The organism is Massilimicrobiota sp. An142 (assembly GCF_002160725.1).
Lineage (GTDB): Bacteria > Bacillota_I > Bacilli_A > Erysipelotrichales > Coprobacillaceae > Allocoprobacillus > Allocoprobacillus merdigallinarum.
Genome location: NZ_NFLD01000027.1, coordinates 1 through 22704, shown reverse-complemented (window position 1 = coordinate 22704; position 22704 = coordinate 1). Strand labels below are relative to the sequence as shown.

The 22704-nt window shown below is 34.1% G+C and carries 25 protein-coding genes, 1 pseudogene and 1 other annotated feature; of the genes and pseudogenes, 2 read left to right on the top strand and 24 right to left on the bottom strand.

The annotated features are described in order from the left end of the window. Window positions 1-25: 25 nt before the first annotated feature. From B5E87_RS11000 to B5E87_RS15455, 14 genes and pseudogenes are all read right to left on the bottom strand, one after another. A complete protein-coding gene (locus B5E87_RS11000; protein ID WP_087244956.1) occupies window positions 26-1039 on the bottom strand; it encodes a hypothetical protein in 1014 nt (337 codons plus the stop codon). Window positions 1040-1042: 3 nt separating this feature from the next. Beyond that, on the bottom strand, window positions 1043-1483 hold the full coding sequence (locus tag B5E87_RS10995; RefSeq protein ID WP_158095605.1) for a hypothetical protein: 441 nt from the start codon (window positions 1481-1483) through the stop codon (window positions 1043-1045). A 25-nt stretch (window positions 1484-1508) separates the two neighbouring features. Further along, complete coding sequence (locus B5E87_RS10990; RefSeq protein ID WP_087244954.1) at window positions 1509-1874, bottom strand: (deoxy)nucleoside triphosphate pyrophosphohydrolase; 366 nt, start codon at window positions 1872-1874, stop codon at window positions 1509-1511. 9 nt (window positions 1875-1883) lie between these two features. Continuing rightward, window positions 1884-2207, bottom strand: a complete 324-nt coding sequence (locus B5E87_RS15305) for a hypothetical protein (RefSeq protein WP_206399307.1) — start codon at window positions 2205-2207, stop codon at window positions 1884-1886. A gap of 19 nt (window positions 2208-2226) precedes the next feature. Next, window positions 2227-2643, bottom strand: a complete 417-nt coding sequence (locus tag B5E87_RS15300) for an SRA domain-containing endonuclease (RefSeq protein ID WP_206399306.1) — start codon at window positions 2641-2643, stop codon at window positions 2227-2229. Window positions 2644-2655: 12 nt separating this feature from the next. Next, a complete protein-coding gene (locus B5E87_RS15295; protein ID WP_206399304.1) occupies window positions 2656-3603 on the bottom strand; it encodes a hypothetical protein in 948 nt (315 codons plus the stop codon). Window positions 3604-3616: 13 nt separating this feature from the next. Beyond that, the gene (locus tag B5E87_RS10975; protein WP_087244953.1) at window positions 3617-3808 is read right to left on the bottom strand and encodes a helix-turn-helix domain-containing protein; all 192 of its coding nucleotides are present in this window, start codon (window positions 3806-3808) and stop codon (window positions 3617-3619) included. Between the two features lie 132 nt (window positions 3809-3940). Then, a complete protein-coding gene (locus B5E87_RS10970; RefSeq protein WP_206399303.1) occupies window positions 3941-4135 on the bottom strand; it encodes a hypothetical protein in 195 nt (64 codons plus the stop codon). Window positions 4136-4222: 87 nt separating this feature from the next. After that, window positions 4223-4423, bottom strand: coding sequence for a 2-C-methyl-D-erythritol 4-phosphate cytidylyltransferase (locus B5E87_RS14910; RefSeq protein WP_143746902.1), 201 nt, complete (start codon window positions 4421-4423; stop codon window positions 4223-4225). A gap of 323 nt (window positions 4424-4746) precedes the next feature. Beyond that, window positions 4747-6429, bottom strand: coding sequence for a recombinase family protein (locus B5E87_RS10960; RefSeq protein ID WP_087244951.1), 1683 nt, complete (start codon window positions 6427-6429; stop codon window positions 4747-4749). A gap of 63 nt (window positions 6430-6492) precedes the next feature. Further along, window positions 6493-6711 carry a hypothetical protein gene (locus tag B5E87_RS15080; protein ID WP_087244950.1) on the bottom strand — a complete coding sequence of 73 codons (219 nt, stop codon included), beginning with the start codon at window positions 6709-6711 and terminating at the stop codon, window positions 6493-6495. Then, complete coding sequence (locus tag B5E87_RS10950; RefSeq protein ID WP_087244949.1) at window positions 6671-7495, bottom strand: ParB/RepB/Spo0J family partition protein; 825 nt, start codon at window positions 7493-7495, stop codon at window positions 6671-6673. Before B5E87_RS10950 ends, B5E87_RS15080 begins: the two co-directional genes overlap by 41 nt. Window positions 7496-7608: 113 nt before the next feature. Then, window positions 7609-7920 (bottom strand): replication initiator protein A, encoded by a 312-nt coding sequence (locus tag B5E87_RS10945; protein WP_087244948.1) that lies wholly within the window; start codon window positions 7918-7920, stop codon window positions 7609-7611. Window positions 7921-8467: 547 nt separating this feature from the next. Further along, window positions 8468-8842: pseudogene (locus tag B5E87_RS15455) on the bottom strand (TnpV protein). 132 nt (window positions 8843-8974) lie between these two features. Between B5E87_RS15455 and B5E87_RS10935 the strand changes: the two are divergent. Next, entirely contained in the window at window positions 8975-9160 is a 186-nt protein-coding gene (locus B5E87_RS10935) for a DUF4926 domain-containing protein (RefSeq protein WP_087244947.1), read from the top strand. Between the two features lie 158 nt (window positions 9161-9318). On the opposite strand, the gene B5E87_RS10930 is transcribed toward B5E87_RS10935, so the two are convergent. The 7 genes from B5E87_RS10930 to B5E87_RS10900 are packed head-to-tail and all read right to left on the bottom strand — an operon-like array spanning window position 9319 to window position 18605. Continuing rightward, the gene (locus tag B5E87_RS10930; RefSeq protein ID WP_087244946.1) at window positions 9319-11211 is read right to left on the bottom strand and encodes a DNA-methyltransferase; all 1893 of its coding nucleotides are present in this window, start codon (window positions 11209-11211) and stop codon (window positions 9319-9321) included. A 2-nt stretch (window positions 11212-11213) separates the two neighbouring features. Then, window positions 11214-11846, bottom strand: a complete 633-nt coding sequence (locus B5E87_RS10925; protein ID WP_087244945.1) for a transcription initiation factor TFIID subunit 6 — start codon at window positions 11844-11846, stop codon at window positions 11214-11216. Window positions 11847-11848: 2 nt separating this feature from the next. Further along, the gene (locus tag B5E87_RS10920) at window positions 11849-14719 is read right to left on the bottom strand and encodes a DEAD/DEAH box helicase family protein (protein WP_087244944.1); all 2871 of its coding nucleotides are present in this window, start codon (window positions 14717-14719) and stop codon (window positions 11849-11851) included. 15 nt (window positions 14720-14734) lie between these two features. Beyond that, complete coding sequence (rlmD, locus tag B5E87_RS10915; protein ID WP_087244943.1) at window positions 14735-16132, bottom strand: 23S rRNA (uracil(1939)-C(5))-methyltransferase RlmD; 1398 nt, start codon at window positions 16130-16132, stop codon at window positions 14735-14737. Between the two features lie 9 nt (window positions 16133-16141). Then, on the bottom strand, window positions 16142-17575 hold the full coding sequence (gene pepD, locus B5E87_RS10910) for a beta-Ala-His dipeptidase (protein WP_087244942.1): 1434 nt from the start codon (window positions 17573-17575) through the stop codon (window positions 16142-16144). A gap of 51 nt (window positions 17576-17626) precedes the next feature. Then, window positions 17627-18298 (bottom strand): 16S rRNA pseudouridine(516) synthase, encoded by a 672-nt coding sequence (locus tag B5E87_RS10905; protein WP_087244975.1) that lies wholly within the window; start codon window positions 18296-18298, stop codon window positions 17627-17629. Between the two features lie 22 nt (window positions 18299-18320). Continuing rightward, a complete protein-coding gene (locus tag B5E87_RS10900) occupies window positions 18321-18605 on the bottom strand; it encodes a ParB N-terminal domain-containing protein (RefSeq protein WP_087244941.1) in 285 nt (94 codons plus the stop codon). A gap of 106 nt (window positions 18606-18711) precedes the next feature. Here B5E87_RS10900 and B5E87_RS10895 point away from each other — a divergent pair, with 106 nt between their 5' ends. Further along, window positions 18712-19461 (top strand): MurR/RpiR family transcriptional regulator, encoded by a 750-nt coding sequence (locus tag B5E87_RS10895; protein WP_087244940.1) that lies wholly within the window; start codon window positions 18712-18714, stop codon window positions 19459-19461. A gap of 59 nt (window positions 19462-19520) precedes the next feature. Here B5E87_RS10895 and B5E87_RS10890 read toward each other — a convergent pair whose 3' ends face one another. From B5E87_RS10890 to B5E87_RS10880, 3 genes are read right to left on the bottom strand one after another with little or no spacing between them, the layout of a single operon-like run. Then, window positions 19521-20306, bottom strand: a complete 786-nt coding sequence (locus B5E87_RS10890) for an ABC transporter ATP-binding protein (protein ID WP_087244939.1) — start codon at window positions 20304-20306, stop codon at window positions 19521-19523. Beyond that, the gene (locus B5E87_RS10885) at window positions 20300-21166 is read right to left on the bottom strand and encodes an ABC transporter permease (protein WP_087244938.1); all 867 of its coding nucleotides are present in this window, start codon (window positions 21164-21166) and stop codon (window positions 20300-20302) included. Before B5E87_RS10885 ends, B5E87_RS10890 begins: the two co-directional genes overlap by 7 nt. A 15-nt stretch (window positions 21167-21181) precedes the next feature. Next, a complete protein-coding gene (locus B5E87_RS10880) occupies window positions 21182-22156 on the bottom strand; it encodes an ABC transporter substrate-binding protein (protein ID WP_087244937.1) in 975 nt (324 codons plus the stop codon). Between the two features lie 119 nt (window positions 22157-22275). After that, window positions 22276-22512: a binding site (T-box leader), on the bottom strand. Window positions 22513-22704 lie beyond the last annotated feature (192 nt).

Below are 22704 nucleotides of genomic sequence, written 5' to 3'. Positions count from 1 at the left end.
AACACCCCTTTCAACTTCACATTAATCAAGTCCAGCTCTCACTCATTAATCGCTGCGCAAGTTCCTCTATATCAGGAATATCTTCCGTACCGAGCACCTGCGTCAAATCAAATATTCTAGTACCCATCGGTGCTCTTGGCGTTACCTTCTTATAATCAGTTTCGTAGAACTTCTCCACAAAGAAGTATCTGTGTTCAGTCGTTCTAAGGTCATATCCATGCAAATCACCATCAGCCATAGCTTCAGCAATGATGGATTTTCTTTCATCCGTTAACTCACCAAATTCTGCATTGTATTTAACGCCGTTTTCAGTTTCAACCGCAGTAATTCTGGCGATTACTTTACCAATTGCTCGTACACTTTTATTCTTGTAAAGTCCAAGCGTATCATGAGCTCTAAAGCCGCGCTCTGCATTGTCATAATAAACATTTGAACTGATATTGAAATCAAACGTGGTTCCTGCAAGCTGCATCCTCATATATTTCCATGCATCAGAAACCGGAATCAGTCCATCTGAATAACAATAGTTCAGATAATCTGCGAGGACATCCTGCATATCGTAATCTCTATCGTCTAACACATCGCTTATAGCATTTGCCATAGCCTCAAAAGTCGTATTGATATGAATTACCGGATGTTTTTGCTTTTCGTTATATTCCTTTAGCTTCTCTTCAAAAGCTTTCATCTTTCCGGCTTCCATTGTTTCTGGTGCCAGAGTGAGCATGACCTTATACTTTTCATCAGTAAAGGAATTTAAATGCCGAAGCAACTGGTCCTCATGGAACCAATCTGACATCTTTATTTCTACAACAATCTTGAAGCTTTCCTGCGTAATTGTCGCGTCAGGGATACTATCAACACTCTTTTCCTGCAATGTGAATACAATCTCCGGATTGAAGGAATCAGAAAAATATTCTGACTTTAAAAACCTGAAAAACTTATCTGACGAGTACGAATATAAGCGTGAAAGCAAAAGCATGGTGTTTGCTGTTGCCACGTTCTCTTTTTCATGGTATCTCTGAAAGTAATGTATTTTCATAAGTTATTCCTCATCCTCCTCATCATCGAAATCCTCCGATGTAAGTAATACCACTGGTGTATACTCCGTTTCCGGCACCATGCGCTTTATTGCCACAAACAATTCTTCAAAGTAATCTCTCGGACCCCAGTAAATCTCTTTGAATTTCGTCTTATCTGAATATGTGATAGTGTACTCAATACCACCAATATCCGTACAGAACTCCTGTATGCCTCTTTCAATGATCGCCGGAAGCATACCCGCAACCTTGTCGTACATCATCCTAAAAATAGGACTATTTGTTTTATAACTCCACTTTCTGCTTGGATTGAGCTCTGATTCGTACAACGGCTTGTATTCATAAGAAATTGAAGTAGGCGTAATGGTAACTTTATCATTGTATGCTTCATCTGCAGGGCCATAGCCGGAAACACCTTTTATTACAATCCTGGTAATATACTTCATATTCTCCATCTGCGTAGCAATCTTCTTAATCAACACCCAAATCCGCCGGCAGCCACGGAACATCATACAAGGTTTCCCTTGTAAGCCAGCGAGCTGATTCCGCCTCCAGGAGCTTTAGCTCTCCGTCAGTAATTTCACACCAAAAGCAATCCATAGACAGGTGAAATGTAGGATAATCGTATTCAATCGTATCAATCAGATCTCCTACGGATACCATTACATTCAGTTCTTCTTTTATTTCTCTTATAAGGGCCTGCTGTGGCGTCTCTCCGACCTCAATCTTTCCGCCAGGGAACTCCCACTGTCCTTTAAATTCTCCGTAGCCTCTTGCAGTTGCAAATATCCTGTCACCTTGAAGGATAACTGCTGCTACCACTCTAACTGTTTTCATATTGTCCACTTATACAAATTCCAGCAGCTTCTTCTCCATGCAAAATTCGTATCCCATCTTCTTTTCTCCAACGGTTTCAAACTGTATAACAATGGTGGTGCCGACAATCTCTGTAATCTTGCCGGTTCCAAAGGTTTTATGCTTCACTGTTTTACCTACAATATCCGCTGGGATAACAACAGGTGGCTTCGGTTCTGATTTTACATACACCGGCGCCTTTGCAATCGGAGGTTTTGTTTTACTCTTTTTGAGTTCCTGCATCATTTTGGTATATTCTTCATCCACGTTCTTACCGCGTGCCTTGTAGTCCTCCGTATCTTTAAATACAAACATTTGTGGCTTCTGTACGTCATTATCCGGAACTGGCCGAACGGGGGAACATCCATACTTTTCTTGGCACACCATCCTCACCAGGCTGGGTATCCGCATATGGTTTATCCACCAACTCAATTCTTCCGCAATAAACATACTCGCCGGCATCCATCACCTCAAATAAATGCACATCGACACCATTGAAGCCGCTTTCTGCGAGCGTTGCATTTTGAGACCAGTACAAATCCTGGTCTACGGATTTACCCATGCCAGTGTAATGCAGAACGCCGCCGATCCACTTGTCATGATAAATGCCTTTTGTATAGTCAGATACAATAACCAAGGTGTTCGTAGTCTTTGAACGACGCATTCCACCCATGTTGCCGTACTTAAAGGTGTCAACAATATCTGCATTTTTTAATATTTGTCCTATTTTCAAGCCTGGATCAAAAGCCATAGTGCACTTCCGTTATTTTTTCTTACTGAAATCCTTGGGAAAATATGTCTTTCCTAACTGCCATATATACTTATCGATTTCCTTCAAATTAAACTGCTCCAGGTGATAGAATCTTCTAAAATCGACTAACACACCTTTGAAGCGTATATAATCCTTCAGGTCATCATTGCTAAATTTCGCAAATCTATCTAAGTCCCTATAATGCTTAAGCACCTTCTCTACGTAGCTATCATAGATGGGATACTCCAGCGGATTATGATGACTGCAATATTTTGTTGCAAACGAATAGAATTTTCTCTCCGAGCCGTTGATTAGCACCCTCTGAATATCTCCAACCAAAGTGACATCACCGGCCTTCAACCTAGCATCAATAGCAAGTGATGTGATATGTTTTGCCACCGGGTAAACAGAGAAGATGTTTGTGCTATAAAAATCATTCAGCGTTGACACCTTCAAAAGCACATCGGAAATATCTTTGTTTTCCGGGCACAACGTAAAAAACAGCTTGTCTAAAGCATCCTCCTGCAAACGATAATGCTCAAGCTCATCCCATTTAGAGAGATACAACTCAACCTCGCTTGCACATGGTGTTGGGACATCGACGTTGACCTTCCTTTTTCGAATGGTCTGGTCCGGCGCTGCTGTCGTTTCCGCAGCATCACACTCCAGAAACTTTCTAAAACGTCTTGTGCTGGACATATATGAACTAATGAGCTTTTGTGGATCACCCTTGGTACGCTTGGATAGGGACTCTACCATAGCTGCGCGATACACGATCTCAAAATCTGGCGATAATATCTTCTCCCAGAATAGCTCTTTACTTTCATTCTTCCACAAGTAAAAGGTATCGTTGGACGCTGTCTGCACTGTATTTTTGCTAAGTGCCTGTAACCTTAGATATTCTTTGTATTTACTTTTAATCTCATCATGCGTCATATTCATCGCTACACGAACGTCCATTCAAAGGCACCTCCTACTCCTGCTCCTTTATATATTTTCCACTTTTAATTCTTTGATCATCTGGTTTTTCTGCATCAGCAGGAATGGCCCAATAAGAACCAATCTTTATGGCGCCAGGAATGCGTTTCTCAGCGCAAAGCACCTGAATCCTTCTGACGGAAATACCCCATTTTTCTGCTGTTTGTTTTATTGATAAATATTCCATATGATCTCTCCTACGAAACTACAGACTACTCCTTGTTCTACTATCACATATTATATACCAAACCACGAATAAAATCAATTCCACAAAAGGCATGGAATAACCCCTGCCTCCTGATTTGTCTGTATATTCATTTTATCGCGGAATATCAATCTCCACTTTTGCCTTAAAGCATACGGTGAGCTTCTCATCGTACACCTTTATCTGCTCGATGTATTTTCTAACCATCAGCTCATCATAATCAGTTAGCTCTGTATCGGTGTTTTGTAAAAATTCCGAAAGCTCGCTAATGCGCTTCTTTACACCCTCAGTCTCTGCACGCTGCACCAAAATCTCCTGCTTTTTATCTCTTAGGATTTCTATTTCATCCGCTAATACCGTGTAGTCCTTCTTCGCATGTGCAAGACTTAACTTACATTATTCATCATCATAGACAAGACGAGGCTTTTTCTTGGAGAAAGCAGCCTTCAGAAAAGGAACGGATTCCTCATCAACCTGCCCAAAGTTGATAAGGACACGATGTTTAGGAACGCCAGAAGAATCACGATAGGATTCAACGAGTGCACAAAAACAGGTATTTTTCTTACCCTTATTATTTTTGATAACTCTAACGAACATAGAAGCACCTTCTTTCTTAACTACATTATACAACAAAAGTAAAGGAAATAAGATAATAAATAGATAATTATACTTAACTACAAGTAAAAAAGATACTCTTTTATTTCCAAAAAAATAAAAAAGAGCCAACTTACTAAGTTGACTCCATTGCCCACTTTATTAAAAGGGTTCATTTTTATTGTCAATCATCTTGTAGTGTCAACCATATCATATTGACCAGTTCCCACAATATCAAAATTCTAATAACTAAAAAGACTTTTCAAGACGCTAATCGAACACTTTAACGATAGTAACCCGAAAAGTCTTTGTTTTCAAGTCTATATTTACTTAGTAGGGTTCACCTTTGACATCAATACAACCGTTTCATCCTGCGAATTTTTGTCCAAGTAAGTACCCAAAGTTTCCTCTAGTAACGGAAGCTTGAATTTAATGCTTTTGATCCATTGGCCATTGGGCTGTCTTTCTTTATAAATTTGGATCTCATCGATCAAAAGCTCAATAAATTTCCTCTGCTCAACTTTATTCATTCGCTGATAAAACACATCAAAATTCGTCAAAATCTCATAAATATTATCGCTTGTAATCTTATCTTTTTCAATGGTTTGCTTTGTCGCATAAGCTTCTTCTAATAAATCATTGATATCTTCAATTTTGTCATAGATGGAATATAAACGATCATTTAAGTCGGATTTCATCGCTTTATAATGTTTGTCTTCTGGATCAAGAGCACCAATATCATCCAGTAAATTAATCTTGGACATATTTAATTGCCTTAACTGTTTTTGAAAGTTTTCAATTTCTATATCGATATCTGTTGTATTGATCTTAGAATCAATCTTTTCTTTCATACTCTCAAGAAGTTTTTTATTTCTAACTAACTTAGTTACGATCTCAATCACTGCATCATTTAACACTTCTTCATTTATCTGCTTATTATAGGTGCATCTATGACCGTTGATTAGTTTGCGATGCTTGCAACCATAGAAATAATAATCTTTATATTTTGTGCCATCTTTCTTACGCTTTGATGACTTATTACCATACATTCCTGCGCCACAGATTGGACACTTAATCATACCTGACAATAAATGCTTTTGTTGGTTTTTAAGGCGATCTACAACTTCATATTTCTTGACCTGTGACTTATGCTTACGTTGCGCTTTATCCCATAATTTATCATCAATTATTGCTTTATGAATCCCTTCAACCAAAAGATAATCATCTGATCTAACTTGTTTATATTCATTGCGGGTGCCTTTTACTTTTTCAGTCTTTCTTCTGCCATAAGCAATCTTGCCATTATAGACTGGATTATCGATTATTTTGATTATTAAATGTGCAGTGAAATATGGATACTTACCATTTTGTCTGGGCTTTTTCCTGATATTATGAGTCTCTAAATATTTAGCTGTATAATTAGCGCCCATATCAGTATTGGCATATAAATCAAAGATAAGACGAATAGCTTCAGCTTCATCTTCGGCAATTTCTAGTTCACCATTGACAAGCTTATATCCATAAGGCGCAAAGCCACCATTCCATTTCCCTTCTCTAGCTTTCTGTTTTCTCCCTTCCATTGTTTGAACTAAGATATTTTCTCTTTCAATCTCGGCAACGGCAGAAAGAACGGAAATCATCAGTTTGCCACTATCTTTTGAACTATCGATACCATCTTCAACACATATCAAATTTGTACCAAAGTCTTGCATTATTTGAAGAGAATTTAAGACATCCGCCGCATTTCTTCCAAAACGTGAAAGTTTAAAGACCAACACATAATCTACATTATCTTTTAGTGATCTTATATCTTCTAACATTCTCTGAAATTCGATTCTTCCCTCAACGCTTTTTCCCAATTTCCCTTCATCGCAATATTCACCTTTAACTTCCAAATCTTGAAATTCAGCATACTTCCTTAATTTATCCTTTTGTGCATCCAAACTATAACCATCAACTTGCATTGAAGTTGATACACGAGTATAGATATAACAGCTTTTATTTTCCATAAAAAGTAATCCTCCATAATTAGATTGTAATGTTGATGTTTATTTAAATCGAATGTGCGAATTTTAATTCTTCTTAAGACGGCTGCTGCCGCTACTAATACCAGTCGTTGTTTTGGGTAATAGATCCAAAAGTATCTGTAGCGATGATTTAATATCAAGCGCTCCGTACTTAAGATATATTTCAACCATAAAATCAATAAAGTGATTATATTCGTCGCTATGCACTTTCTTATCTTCTAATTTATCTTGTATCTTTATCTCTGCTCCTTTTCCATCTTTCAAGTAGTTTGATGATCACTTCCTGCATATCTTTTGGTGTGTAATTTTTCGGAAAGTATTTTTTGATATCCTCAGTCCTAAATTTAAGCTGTTCTTTCTGATTCGGCTTTTCTTCGTTTAAAATAAGTGCAATACTATCTGAAAAGAAATTGTGACCTGCACTTAATTTTCTCAGACGTTGCGCTTGCGATAATGATGGTGTGGCATAGGTATATTCAATCTGCTCATATAGTTTTTGTTGCTCGTCCAAAGACAAGTAAGAAAGTTCAACAGCTGGCGTAAGCGCCATTCTATCCTCATCAACAAGTTTCAATAGTTCTGGTATCAAATATGTCAAACGGATATATCGTTGAATTTGTCTGCCACTTTCACTGTCGGATATTTGTTCTCTAGACTTATGGACAACCTGTCCACAAGTTGTCTTTCCTTGATGCTTGATAGCTTCAAGTTTCATCTTATAAGCAAAAGCTTTTTCGCTTGGCAAAATATGTTCTCTTTTCAAATTGGCATCGACCATTGCGATTACGGCTTCTTGATCATTTAGATCTTCAACAATGGCAGGTACCGTATCAATACCTAACTTCTTTAAAACATTAACTCTTCTATGCCCGGATATAATTTCAAAATCACCATTTTCCATAGGTCTAACAATAATTGGTTCAAGTATGCCATTATCTTTGATGCTTTGTAGTAGTTCATCATTTTCTAAACCATTACGATCTGAAAAAGGATGATCTTTAAATGGTACAAGCAATCTTATATCTATCTTTTCAATATTTTCTTTCATCTTAATTTCTCCTACATATACTTATTTTTTCAGCTAGTAATATTCCTAGTCTTACTATCATCATTCTTATTTGTGTTCGATAATCGAAACTCTTGAAATTTGATAATCAGACTTCAGATACGATAAACGTATATGATATTTGGTTTTCTCAAGCCTTGTCGTTTGCGTAATATGAGATTTACAGCTTCTAGTTCTTTGAACAATTTACTTATCTTCTCATTACCACAATTTAAAATTTTCTTTGCTTCACCGTTCGTGAAGTACAAATAGTAATCGCCGTTAGCATCGATCCAGTTGTTTTTGATGGATAAAGCTTTGCGATCAAGTAACAGTGCATACAAAACCTTGGAACTTATCGATAGGTGCTTGTATCTTGCATCAAGAAACAATCTCTTTGGCAACTTATAAAAGCTATCGTTTTTCATCTTGCATCACTCCCTTCACTTATTTGGACAAACACTTTTAAAATGCACACCCTAAATGCTCTATTTGAAGAGAATTTATTAATGTCTCTTCACCTATTTAGACAAACACCATCAAAATGGACACCCAGAATAAGCGTTTATCGAAAAGATTTTATATCTCTTCACTTGTAAGGACAGAAAACTATCAAAACGCAAGTTGGATTTAAAGATTTCTTCAAAAAATATGTCCTTCATAGTGTTCGGACAATAACTGATAAAAACGAAGGGTTAAAATTAAATGATTCTTTGCGCTCTCAAAAAAAGATAAAGAAACAGATAAACTAATGAACAATTTTTAAGGGTCTTAGGGATCATCCCTAACGAGTGGTATTTATGGTATCTGTCCATAAATACACTGCTCGCTATATTTGTACCGTTTGTGGATGTATATCCATAAATGGTCTGCTCGCTAAGATTATTCATAGAATTTCTCAATCAAAATTTTGAGCAAACAAAAAGCACTACCTTGAGATTTTGTTTGATCTCTTAGTAGTGCTAATATTGTGATTTAGTAGTTATAAATTATCTCAGAATTCACAATTTCTCTAGCCCGATTTTGAATGTTGTTCATCTTTTGAATCCACAACATCGCATTATTTTCTTTTAGCTTATCATCAACATTTTCTTTTTCAGCAAGTGATTTTATAAGTAATTGAAAATACTTTTGGGCTTAGTTTTCTACATCGGATAGGTATGTATCGAGCTTTCCCTGAGTAAGCAAATTATAATAAATAACTCTATGATGATTCCGCAGATACTCTCGATGGCGCTGTGCCCATAGACCTAATTCCACGTTTCCTGGCTCGTTTAAGCGCACTCTAGGCAAAAAATAATCACCTTTATTTGCACAATCTACAGCACACTTTTCGAATAATGTTTGCATAATTAAAGATCCTCCTATCTTTATCTTGATCCGATTTTATAGAAGAATTTTATTAAGTTCCAATGTGCAAATCGATGATCATAAAGTAAAATATAAGCAGAAGCTGTACGACTTAGAGTAAAGGATAGGGCTATGAAAGAATTAGACGTGGTAAAACTCATTAAAGAATTTAAAGGACTTCCAATCGGTACCAAAGGGGCAATTGTCCTAGAATATGATGGTATATATTATGAAGTTGAATTCTATGATTCAAACGGTGATACTCTTGGTGTATTTACTACTCCGGGTGATGTGTTGAAAGTAGTTTCTTCTAATTAACCTTCTGAAAGCATTATACAAAAACACGACTTAAAAATTAGAGGTCGTGTTTTTTAGTTGCTAAGTATGTATATTTCTGATAAGGTTAATTGTATGTTTTACGCATCATTCAACACAAAGAAAACTCAATCACCAAAATCATTGGTTGACATTGGTAATCATGCATTTTCTAATTTCCAGATAGTTTCATCGCCACAAATGTTTCTAATTTTCAAACGTAGTGGATGCTTGTCGCTACTGATAGACCCATCCCAAAACTCTTTAGTTTTATTACCATTCAGAATGACATAACCATTTTTATCAATTTTTACTTCGCTATCAGAGTGCCACTCACCATCAGCGGAAGTACAGTCGACACTTAAAAATTCGATGAGCTCTAAGCCTTCTTCGCTGATTTCAATTGGTTTGTAAGGCTTTTTTTCAGTAGAGTTAAGGAAAGCTTTGTGATTAAATTCATCTATTTTTGACATTACACGGTCACTGATAAATTTATCAATAATGACCGAATATCCACCAAACAAATTATCTTGATTTTCTTCGATATGATATTCTGCATAATCTCCAATTACTACATCATCAAGAACTGTTTTAAGATCACGAAGTTCGATTTCTACATCAGTGCTATCGTCTTCTTTGATGAATTGCTTGATTTCATTTTCATCAGTAATATCTACATAGTAAACAATTACTTTTTTGATTGAATTATCTAAATCTGGTATTGCTTGATGAATAATTCTATTCATTGTAACTTTATCAAGAAGCTTTGATGAGCTATCCATTAAGTTTGGTATATATACAGGAACCGAGCCAAGTTTGCTGTCAGAAATAGCACCTTCCCAGAATGAATCCAGAGAATCTTCGTTCTTCAATCCTGGAATAAGCGATTTAATCTTATCGATTGTTTGAACAGGATTACGGTACAATTGCACCCCATCTTTTATTTCGAGTACATCAAATTCTGCTCTATCAGCAACAAGGCGGTCACGAGTAGTTTGAATAGAGTTAATACCAATATCACAGTGGATAAACTTTCTTCCGAGTTTATTAGCAACAGCAGCTGTAACACCACTGCCTCCAAAGAAATCAGCAACAATCATACCTTCATTAGAGGAAGATTCAACGATTCGTTCAAGCAATTCCTCGGGCTTTTGCGTAGCATAATCTACTCTTTCGTGAGCATTTCCTCTTATATATCTAATCTCCCAAACATCATCTATAGCACGACCCTTTTCAACAATCTCATCTTCGTATTGTCTTGTTGTTCTTTCCATATTGGCGTCTGGTGCTAAAAGATATCTTCTTCCGTTCTCGTCGATATGAATTTTTTCGTGTCTATTCTTTGCATATTGATCAAAGTCCACTTCTTCTTTAGGCAAGTGAAACACACCTTCTTCGCTTAATCTATAGTACGCTATGGTGTCATGTTTTCTGTTGAATGTACCTACACCATGCATCATCCTTCCTCCATAGTGCCAAATAATCTCATTTTGAAAACAATCTTCTCCAAATATTTCATCCATTAATATTTTTACATAATGAAAAATATGCCAATCTAAATGAACATAGATAGATGCAGTCTCACTCATTACAGACTTAATTGCCATTAGATTTTCATACATCCAGTTAAGGTACTTTTCTTTATTCCAAACATCACCATACATCTTTTCTTCAAAAGCTTTCAGTTCATCAATATCAAGCTCTTCTTCTGCTTTTGCAATAGCTTCTGCAACTTTTGGATTTCGACGAATATACACCCTCTTTGCATAATCTGCCCCACTAGCAAAAGGTGGATCAATATAAACAAGGTCAACTTGAATACCTTGTTCTTTTAGATAGGCACAAGCAGATACGCATTCACCACGGATAACCATATTCCCGTTGACGTTTTCTCCAACTGTTTCTTGCTTTTCAACTTCATATAAAGGCATTCCACGTTGTAATGTCATAGAGACATCATCAGCTCCTTTATATTTTAAAATTCTGTTAAAGTTACCGAGTACTGCTTGCCCTTCTACTGGCTCTGGTATAAATGGTACGTATTTAATTGGCATTTTTATTCCCCCTTTGTAAACATATCTGTTGCTAAAGATAACAAATTTCTGACATCCTTTTGCAACATTAATAATTCATTTTTTAATGCTATGAGATCAAGATCATATTCTTCTTCATTTCTCATAATCCAAAGTTCATTCGTTATTAAATTCAATGTATAAGGATGTAAATGTCTTTTATTTATTAATGCTTGGCGAACTTTTTCATCTATTTCGTTATCAATAACATTAAATCCACCTACACCACGATATTTTGTAATGACTTTCTGATTATGCTCATCTATATGTTCGATTGTATTTCTAACCATCCTTTTGCTTAACATCGGATATTTATCTTCGCTAAAAGAAAAATTACGAATGTTAGCTTCTTTTCTTTTTCGAATATGTTCCTTTTCTTTATCTGTGATAGAAAAACGAGAAGAAATTTGACCTAAAGAAAAAATAAGATGATCGCAATAATAATGGTAATACTGGTATTTATTCTTGAATAGAGGATGATTAATTTCACTATTACTACATATTTTTTCAAGCGAATACAATGCACTTGTTATTTGAAAATCTATGTAGTAAGCAGACTCGGCCTCATAAGGTTTATCTTCAGTTTCTATATACAATCCGTTGTTTACTATAGGCATGCTCAATTACCATCCTTAAAGAAATTTCTAATTTTATCGAATGTAACATTTAATCTGCTGCTTTCAGACATTGTGTCTTCCAAATAAAGATATTCAAAACGATTGTAACCGAAAGCTTTATTGTTCTGTTTTAGGAATTCTGTTTCCATAAACTTACGTTTATCTTTGAATTCTGGATCATTTGCATAAATATCACCCTTTGTTTCAACGATAATTACTTTATGAATATCTTTACTTTTGCGCTGGATAATTAAGAAGTCCGGGGTATAAAAACCAACATAGTTCCATTTGTTGCCTTTGCTTTTATAACATTTGATTTTAAACTCAGTCATAGAACGATCGCCATTATAGTAGACCTCTAAACCTAATTTCGCCAATTCATCAAAAGATAAGACTTCTTTTAAAAATGTCTGCTCAAATGAACTGTCAGTATGATAAGGAAGATAATGGAATGAGCGATCCTTGTTGATGTGAGAAGAGCTTTGCACACGCAATTTATCTGCCATTTCCTTATTTCCGTTCGATTCAAGAAAACGTATAGTTTCTTCCATCTTTGGATCTAGTTTCAATTTTCCTTTATCGTCCTTTACTATATTTTCAACTATTGCTTGCTCTGGATAATAATCTTTTTCGCTATCGGTATAAATTTTTGAAGTGAAATTTGTGATATTTAGAAGATTGGCTTCTTGTGGGATTAGCTCTTCAGTAGAAGTAAAATCTACTTTATCAAAATATGCTTTGCGTATATTTGACTCAACCACCTTACGATTGTACTTAGAACTGTAATAACAAGACCCGTCCTTCTGATAGGTAATAGATGCAAAAATATCTCTAAGCTCCTTTTCATATTTCAAAAGCTCTGGAACTGATGGATTTCCAAATCCACCTTTCATAATTCCATAAATCCAAGAGTTGAAAGTAGCTAATTCTTTACCATATTCAGTATCATCAACACTTATTGTTGTTTTGCTCTCATCCATAGATAAATCTGTTGTTTTGATAATGGTGTCAGCGTAACGAGCAGATTCAGTAGCCTTAATAATACTGTCTTTCGGATTTGCTTTTTCAATTACAAGTGAATCATAGTTGATTTTCAATTGATAAAAGTCTACTTTCGGCAATTTTAAGTAAGAGGTTCTGTCATAACGCTTTAAAGGAATCTTTCTGTTATCAGCAGATGAAAATTCTTTAAGTGTAATATGGTGTTGTTGTTCTAATTGTGTATTTAATTTTTCTGCATTGCTTTCGTTTAAATATATTAGAGCAGTTTCAGGGGCACCTTTAACTACTTGCCTTAAGCAACGGCAAGATGTTTGTAAGACCATATTTGTCGGGCAGTCACCTTCTTGAGACAAGATAATTCCGGTAAGACTTTTGCAATCCCATCCTTCTTTTCCTATTTGCACTAGCAAAATAATGCGTGTTTTAGAAATTGATTTATCTAAAATATCAAACTGTAATTGGCTATCAGCAGGCATCTTATATTGCTTGTTTCCTTTGTGGAATTTAAGAATAACTTCCGTGCCTAAGCCATATTCGGCAACGATACGAGATACCAGTGGATAAACTACTTCTTCAAGTTTTTCTATTGTCCCACAATAAATCCCCAATTTGGCAACTAGACCGCCATCGTAAACAGTGTCTTTGTAAGTATCTAAAAATTCTCGAACACCTTTTTCGATGATTACAGTACTATCTGCGATTTCAGCAATTTTAACTACTGGGCGCTTTAAGAAATTGCCTACACCATCAATGAGTGGATAGTAATAAACAATATTAGTTATTTCTGATGTACCTACGGACAAAGAATCAACGACTTTAAATTTCTCAGCTTTATCAAGGTAAGGAGTTCCGGAGAAACCTATAACAGAATTTAATGTATTATTCTGTGCCCATTTTGTAACTACAGCACGAAGTTTTATCTCACTACTTACAGCGTGATGAACTTCATCAATAAAAATTGAAAGTGACGGCAATTTACCAATAAGGTTTCGTAATTCATTTGCTTGTCTATCTTTTTCATCATCACTATCTTCAAATAAGCTTACTTGACCATTCTTTTCTACAATGCGATCAAGAATAACTTTCTCGGCATTGGTAACAGCAACTAAACCAAACAATTCTGAAAGAGGCTGATGGTTAGCAATTTTCTGAACATTTGGATTCTTTGTTTTATTTGATTTATTAGCAGTCTTACTTTGATCTAATACCTCAAAAGACATACTACGTTTTATTTCTGATGCAGAAGGTTCGGGGATTATCCAAGCAGGATCAAAATTCTGGATTGTTTTAAGGCTAGGTACAACAGAAGACTTTAAACCTGATGGAGCAAAGATAATGAAATTATGTGCAAAAGCAGGATTTAAAGGTTCATTTTTAGCAAAATATAAATCAAGATATATAAATGCTGCCATCAAATATGTTTTACCAGCTCCCATCGGAAGACTGAATAGATAATCGGTATAGGAAAGTCCATAAAAAACATTACGAAAGAACCTGTCATAATCAATGCTTGATGGGTCTTTCTTTATTTGTTTTTCAAGTTTTTCAGATACCTGTTCACCTTTATCATTTGTTAATCGAGAATACTCAAACAAGGCTGTTGCAGCTGGATTATCTTCTAAGTATTCTCTTGTACTTGTTGATAATTCAACATCATTTAGATTGATAGAATTAAAAACACCATTTCTAAATAAAAATTCTAGTGGCTTACATTCGCAACCTATTTTTAGAAACAAATAGATTTTAATGGCTTCAATTTGAGCATCTCTCATTTGTCCTGTCTTTTCAATATAATCGATTATTGGATTAACAGTACATTGATTTGAGCTATACCATTCTTTGCACTTATTCTCTATCATTTTGTAAAACATACTGTTCCTCCTCGATTAGATCATTTTAAAATGCTTTAGCGCATCAATGATCATTTTTTCTTTTTCTTTAGTACAGTTTGGTTGTTTATGATTTTTATTCTTTGAGAAGTTATAATTTTCTCTTTCTTTGATGCCTAGTTTTTCTTTTACTTGAGCTATATTGAGCGACGATACTTTTGTATCATATTTCTCGCGTATATAGTCTTTGATATCATCATATGTACCCTTAGCTTCGGCTTTAGTTAGATCTAATTCATCTGTATGTATCTCAATGTTGATATGTTTTTTGGTATTGAGTTTGGACAAAAGTACTACCGTCTCCACATGCTCAGTATGTGGAAACATATCAACTGGATAAACATCATGACTTTGATAGCCGATTTTAGCAAACATTTTCAAATCACGTGCCTGCGTTGTTGGATCACATGATACATAGACAACCTGTCTAGGCTGTAAAGTACGAATTGCTTCAATAAAAGTTTTTGTACTCCCAGCACGTGGTGGATCCATAACAACACAATCCACTTTTTGCTTTTGAATAGCCAATTGATGCATAAACTCAGAAGCATCCCCATTAACAAAATGAATATTTGAAATATGATTCATTTTTGCATTGTTAATAGCATCTTTATAAGCTTCTTTGTTGATTTCCACCCCAATAACAGTTTGAACATATTGAGCCAAAAACATTCCAATCGTTCCAATACCACAATAAGTATCTAAAATGATATCATCCTGATGTAAATTCAATAACGCTAAAATGCGATGATAAAGAACTGTACACTGTTCATGATTAATCTGGTAAAATGATTGTGCTGATATTTTAAATGTTAAGCCACATAATTGATCAACAATAAATCCTTTTCCATATAGCACTTTTTCTTGTTTAGATAAAACTACACTTGTTTGTCTACGATTTGTATTTAAAACAACCGATTGAACAGATGGACAGGCTTTTATTAATTCCTGACAAAAATTTTTACTTCCCTTCATGACATGATCTGTTCCAACCAGAACAACGAGTGTCTGATTCGTTATGACTGCCCTACGTATTAAAACATGTCTTAAAAATCCTCTATTTTTCTTTTCATCATATATGGATACACGATATTTTTTGAGAATCTTCTGTATGGTCGATAAAACTTGATGTGTTTCATCATCATGCAACAAACATGATTTCATCGGTACAATGCGATGAGATGTTTCTTCATATAAACCATATTCATATCTTTGATTAAAAGCGACAATGACTTTATTACGATAATAATATGGTTTTTCCATTCCAGCAACATCATGAACGAAATGATGAGGAAATAGTTTTTGACACTTTTCTTTTTTTATAAGCAACTGTTTTTGATAATCCATTCCAATATATTGACAGCTGCCACATTGTTTTTTGATTGAACAATCCATAAAATTCCTCTATAAAGTTGCTAAAAAGGCAACTAAACAATCATAACATCTTAAATAAGAAGCCAAATCTAATTTTTCATCAGGTGTATGAACATTTTCCATATGTGGTCCATAAGTTATAATATCTAAATCAGGAATTTTTTGTTTAAAAATACCCGTTTCTAATCCACCATGTGTTGCCTCTTCTTTTAATGTCTGATTGGCATAGGTTTGATAAAATTCTTTAAACTGTGCTCTAAAGCGTGAATGAGGATCATAATCCCAACCCGGATAATCATTAGACACCTGAATAGAAGCCCCATATAATAAAGCAATTGTTTCCAGTTGTAGACATAACTCATCACGTAAACTTTTTAAAGGTGAACGTAATGAATAATCAATTGTAAAACTATTATCATGTGTACGTATGACCCCCATATTCAATGATAAAGTTGGTAAATGTTCAATTGCCTGTGACATTTCCAGCATTCCATTCAAACCTAAATACATAATTGAAATCATAGCTTCACTATCTTTTGCCTTCACACAGACATGACATTCATCACAATGCAATTCCACATAAAATTCAGGATCACTGATTTCTAATTCCTTTCGAATATCTGTTTCATACTGTCCAATATATTGTGCTAATTCTTCATAAGATTGCTGACTTGCAAAAGCAACTGTACACTCTCTAGGAATCGCATTGTTTTTTAATCCTCCTGTAATATCAATCAAACGAATATCCATCCCATTTTTCAATAAATGATATAAAATGCGTCCCGCAATCTTATTAGCATTTCCTCTACCTAAATGAATACATCCACCAGAATGTCCACCTTTTAAACCTTTCACTTCCAAAACATAAACTGGAGAATGATTATCTTCACCCGTGATTTCTTTGGTAATCAAAACATCATTTCCTCCTGATGATGACACACAAGTTTCCCCTTCTGCTTCATTATCTAAATTAATTAAACGTTTAGCTTTAAGTGATGTTGTATCTAAAGCCATTGCTCCACATAGTCCAACTTCTTCTTGAACAGTAAAGACACATTCCAATGCTGGATGAGATAAACTGTTATCTGTCAACAATGCCAACATATAACATACACCACAACCATCATCAGCTCCTAAAGTTGTCTCATTGGCATGTAAAAAACCATCTTCCACATAAAGCTTTAATGGATCAGTATCAAAATTATGCTGACTTTCTTTATTCTTTTCATTAACCATATCTATATGTGCCTGTAACATGACTGGTTCATGATCTTCATAGCCTTGACTGGCTTCTTTAAACACAATCAAATTATGCATGTCATCACGCATATAACGAAGATGATGTTGTTTAGCTAAATCTTCAATATAATCCGCCAATTTTTCTTCATGGTATGAACCATGCGGAATTTGTGAAATTTCTTCAAAATAACGATATATAAGTATATTTGTATCTAATACTGACATTCTATTTTCCTCCAATCTTGTCACAATTATATCAACTTCCCTATCAGATGTCTATGCCAAAGCATTCTGCAATAATTTCATTTCATCTTCATTAAGTTGACGATATTGTCCATATTTCAATTGTTCATCTAAAACAATATGCGCAAATGCTATTCGTTTTAAACTAACAACTTCATTAGACATTGATAAAAACATTTTTTTGATTTGATGATATCTTCCTTCACATATTGTAACGAGGCAATGATAATCATCTTTTATTTCTAGCTCTGCTGGTAAACATTGATAGGTCCTAACTATCATCATTCCTTTTTGAAAAGCCTCAACATAGTTTTCCGTTATTGGCAATTTTGTCTGCACTTCATATGTTTTTTCTACATGATTGTGTGGCAATAGAAGCTTTTTAGATAAAGATTTATCATTAGTTAATAACACAAAACCTGTTGTATCTTTATCCAGACGTCCAACACAATAACAATCATCTCGATCTATTAATTCTAATAGACAAGGATATTTCTGGTCATGCGCAGCACATATATATCCCACTGGTTTATTGATCATATAATAAACAAATGGCATTGCCTCAATCACTTTACCTTGAACTCTAATTTTATCCTCTTTACAAACAAGGTAATGTGGATCTTTCACACATTGATCATTAATCATCACATAACCTTTTTTGATCAATGATTTGCATTCTTTCACATTGCCCAATTGGTTTTTCATTAAGATAAGATATAAATATTTTTTAATGGGTATTTCTTCCTCTCCAGCAATCATTGGAACGTACATTTCCATTATTTTTAATAATAACAGGTACCAATGTGCCACGTGAATACTGTGGATTGTCCTTTAAAATATCAGCCAAAGCTGATAAACGTTTATGTCCATCCACACAAATGTAATGTTGATTTTCCTGATTGACAGAAATAGGAAATGAAAAACCAATTCTTAAAACTGATTGATAAAGTGTTTGAGGATATTTTTGATAGTTAAATTCTATCTGTGATATATCTATTTTCATTATACGCATTTTGCCATCTCCTTTATTTTATTGATTATATCATTTTTTTCAAAAAAGCAAAATCTTTATCTATTTCTATTTAAACATGATATAATGTTGAATAGGGAGGTATCTTATGAATATATTATTGAGCCGTATTTTAACCTATTTAAATGGAACCCTTTTTCATGATTATAATTATAAAATTTGTACATTCATTATTTTTCATTACCTTGAAATGGAAGATATGAGTGAAGAAGAATTTTTAAAAAAAGGATGTTTTAAAAAAGAAGAATTATATTCTTTTATTGCCTTACTAGGCTTTAAAGAATATGAAGAATTTAAGGAAACCTTAGTCAATCATCATCAGACACGTCTTAATCAAATTCGTGTCAGAATGATTGGTGTTGATAGTCGTGAATTCATTGAAAAAATGGATAAGGACTGTAGTGATGATGAAATGCAAAAAATCATTAGTGATATTTGTCAAAAGCTTTATCGTGCCAAAAGAATTGTTGTATTTGGTGCTTTATATCCAATATCTATTGCTATTGAACTACAAACTGACATGATTACATTTGGTAAACCTTTTATTCAATATCATAGTTATGATCCTATTGTTATGGATGAACATGATGTGGCCATTGTTATTAGTGCAACAGGTCGATACTTAGAAGGATTTAAAAAATCAAAAGCTGATGTACATATTGATAAAGCACAGCAGATTTTAATTACCCAAAATAAAAAATATCTGAGAACAGAAACTTCACCAAATTGTAAAGTTATTTATGTTCCTGGTAAATTTGATAGTATTAATTTTAATTATCAAATTATGACAATTTGTGATTTAATTCGTCTACACTATTTTCAACAATATTACTTATAATACAAAAAGACTGTTACTCAAAACAGCCTTTTTTATATTTTATCCATTTGACTTACTTTTTATTGTAATAAGATATGATCATGATAATCATGAGTATGTTGAGTATAAAGATAAATCAAGTCTTCCACCGTTAAATTTTGTTTACGTTTTTCATCAATGAAATCAAGAATTCGCCCTTCACTCATAATAATGATTTTTTGTCCGTATTGAATAGCATCTTCCATATTATGAGTAATCATTAATGTTGTCATTTGATTTTTTCTGACAATATTCGCTGTTAAATCTAAGACTGTCTTTGCAGTTTGTGGATCAAGAGCAGCAGTGTGCTCATCTAATAGTAAAAGCTGTGGTTTTGCATATGTTGCCATTAATAAAGACAATGCCTGACGTTGTCCTCCAGAAAGAACACCAACCTTTGTATCCATACGTTTTTCTAATCCTAATCCCAGCTCTTTCAATGCTTCCTTCATTTGTTGGCGTTGCAAGTGAGAAACTGGTTTTAATTTGAAGTAATGCCCCTGACAACCAGCTAATGCTAAATTTTCTTCAATAGTCATAGTAGGTGCTGTTCCTTTTAAAGGATTTTGAAAAAGCCTACCGATGAAGCGTGAACGTTTGTACTCTTTTAAATTTGTAATATCTTGATGATTCAAATAAATATGACCCTGAGCTGGAAGAATCGCTCCACTTATTGTTTGAAACAATGTTGACTTTCCAGCTCCATTACTACCAATAATTGTTACAAAATCCCCTTGTTGAATTTGTAAATTGACATGTGATAAAGCTTTCTTTTCATGAATTGTATCAGAATGAAAAACAACCGATATGTCCTGTAATTCTAACATACTTTTTTCCTCCTTATTTTTAGTTTTGTCAAAATCAAAGCCAATACAACTAATAAAGCAGACAACAGTTTTAAATCTGTTGATGGAATCCCCATTTGTAAAGCTAAAGTGAGAATTCCACGATAAATAAATGCACCTATCGTAACCGCTAATAATTGATAATGAATCTGATCTTTTTTTATAAATGCCATTCCAATAATAATACTTGCTAAACCAATGACCATCATTCCTGTGCCACTTTGACTATCCGCAAAGGATTGATGCTGAGCATATATAGCTCCAGACAAAGCCACAAGTCCATTGGATAAAGAAAAACCTAAAATTTTCATCAAGTCAGCATTTATAGATGAAGCTTTAACCATATCTTCGTTATCGCCGCATGCGCGCAGCGCTAAACCAAGCTGTGTTTTTAAAAAATAATAAAGAACTCCAAAAATAACAGCTACAAACATGATAATCAATAAAAACTGTGAATATGGTTGTAAATTGGTCAATGGTGTAAATATGGTTGTAGAACCGAACAATGACAAATTAGGTGAATCATTCATAATTTTTAAATTTATAGAATAAAGTCCAGTCATAGTTAAAATCCCTGCAAGTAAAGATGCAATTTTCAACTTTGTTGTTAAAAGCCCAGTCACAAGACCAGCCAGCATTCCTGCAATAAAAGCTGCACATAATGCCAAGTAAGGATGCCCAGAAAGTGTCAAAACAGCACTAACTGCACAACCCAATGTAAAGCTTCCATCAACTGTTAAATCAGGTAAGTTTAAAATCTTATAGCTCAAATATAATCCTAAAGACATAATCGCAAATATACCACCAAGTTCTAATGCTCCAATAATAACTATCATATTCATAACATGACCACCTCTCTACATCATAACCAATGAAGAATCTTGAATGATGTTTTCAGGTAATTCAACATCAATTTGTGTCATGACATCCTGATTCACATAAATCTTTAAATCATCCTTAAAAACCTTAACAGGAATATCACTTACATTTGCCCCATTAAGAATTTGATCAACCATATTGGCAGTTTCCCTTCCCAATTCTTCATAATCAATCCCTACACTTAAAAATCCACCATCCTGTACCATAGAATCTGCTCCTACATAAAGTGGAACTTGTGACTGAATACATGAATGACTGACAACGTTCATAGCACTGGCAATTGTATTGTCATTAGGAGCAAAAACAGCATCACATTGAGTTGCAAGAACATCAATTGCACTTTGAACTTCATTAACATTTGTAATAGTTGCTTCTTTAATTTCAAAACCATGCTTTTGTGCATAATTTTTAGCTTTTTGAATATTTGTTACTGAATTAGCTTCTCCTTTGTTGTAAATAACTCCTAAAGTTTTTAAATTCGGATTTATTTCAAGGGCTTTATCAAGAATCAAATCTACTTGAATCTCGTCACTGGTTCCTGTTATATTTTTATCTGGTTTTTCTAAAGAACTTGTCAGTTTAGCTCCAATTGGATCACTCACTGCTGCAAAGACAACAGGTGTTGTTGAAGAAAGCGATGCAACTGACTGAGCAACAGGAGTTGCTATCGCAACAACGACATCGGGATTTTCTGATGCAAATGTTTGTGTAATACTAGCAGCAATACTATTATCCCCTTGTGCATTTTTAAAAATATATTCAATATTTTGATTATCTTGATAACCTAACTCCTCCATTTGCTTATCAAAAGCATCCTTAATTGTATTTAATGATGTGTGTTCCATATATTGAACAACAGCAACTTTTTTCACAGTTGAGTTATCACCTTGACAACCCATTGTCATTGATAATATACATATTCCTATTAATACGTTTTTTAAAATTTTTTTCATAGTCTTATCTCCTTTATATTGTATTTTATTCATGTTTAACTAGAAAATAAGACACCATCGTTTCATTTTCATAAGAAAGCTCCTTTCTTATTGGCATATAAACAAAAAACACCTGTCCATCAAAGGACAGATGTTATAATCTGCGGTACCACCTTTATTGGTTATAAAAATAACCCACCTCATTAAAATGCCAACACATTTTTGCTTTGTAACGTAAGCTCACGTCGCAGGATACTCGTTACCTTTCCCCTTTGCCCTCATAGGTCCATTTACTTAACTGCCACTATCCAGCTTCCACCATCCTGGACTCTCTTTAAGTACATTTTCAAGTTTTATCTCCTACTCATTGGTTTGTTTATATCAAATTATCACACCTTTATTAAATTGTCAATATTTTTAGATAAAAAATAAATAATATTTATTTTTTTGGGTTAATTGTAAAAGTAAATTCTACTTTAAAAAATAAAGTGGAATTTAGTCTTACGAATTTTCTTGTTATATGTTATTGATTATTTGTTCCTCATTTTCTGGATTAATGATATGAATGA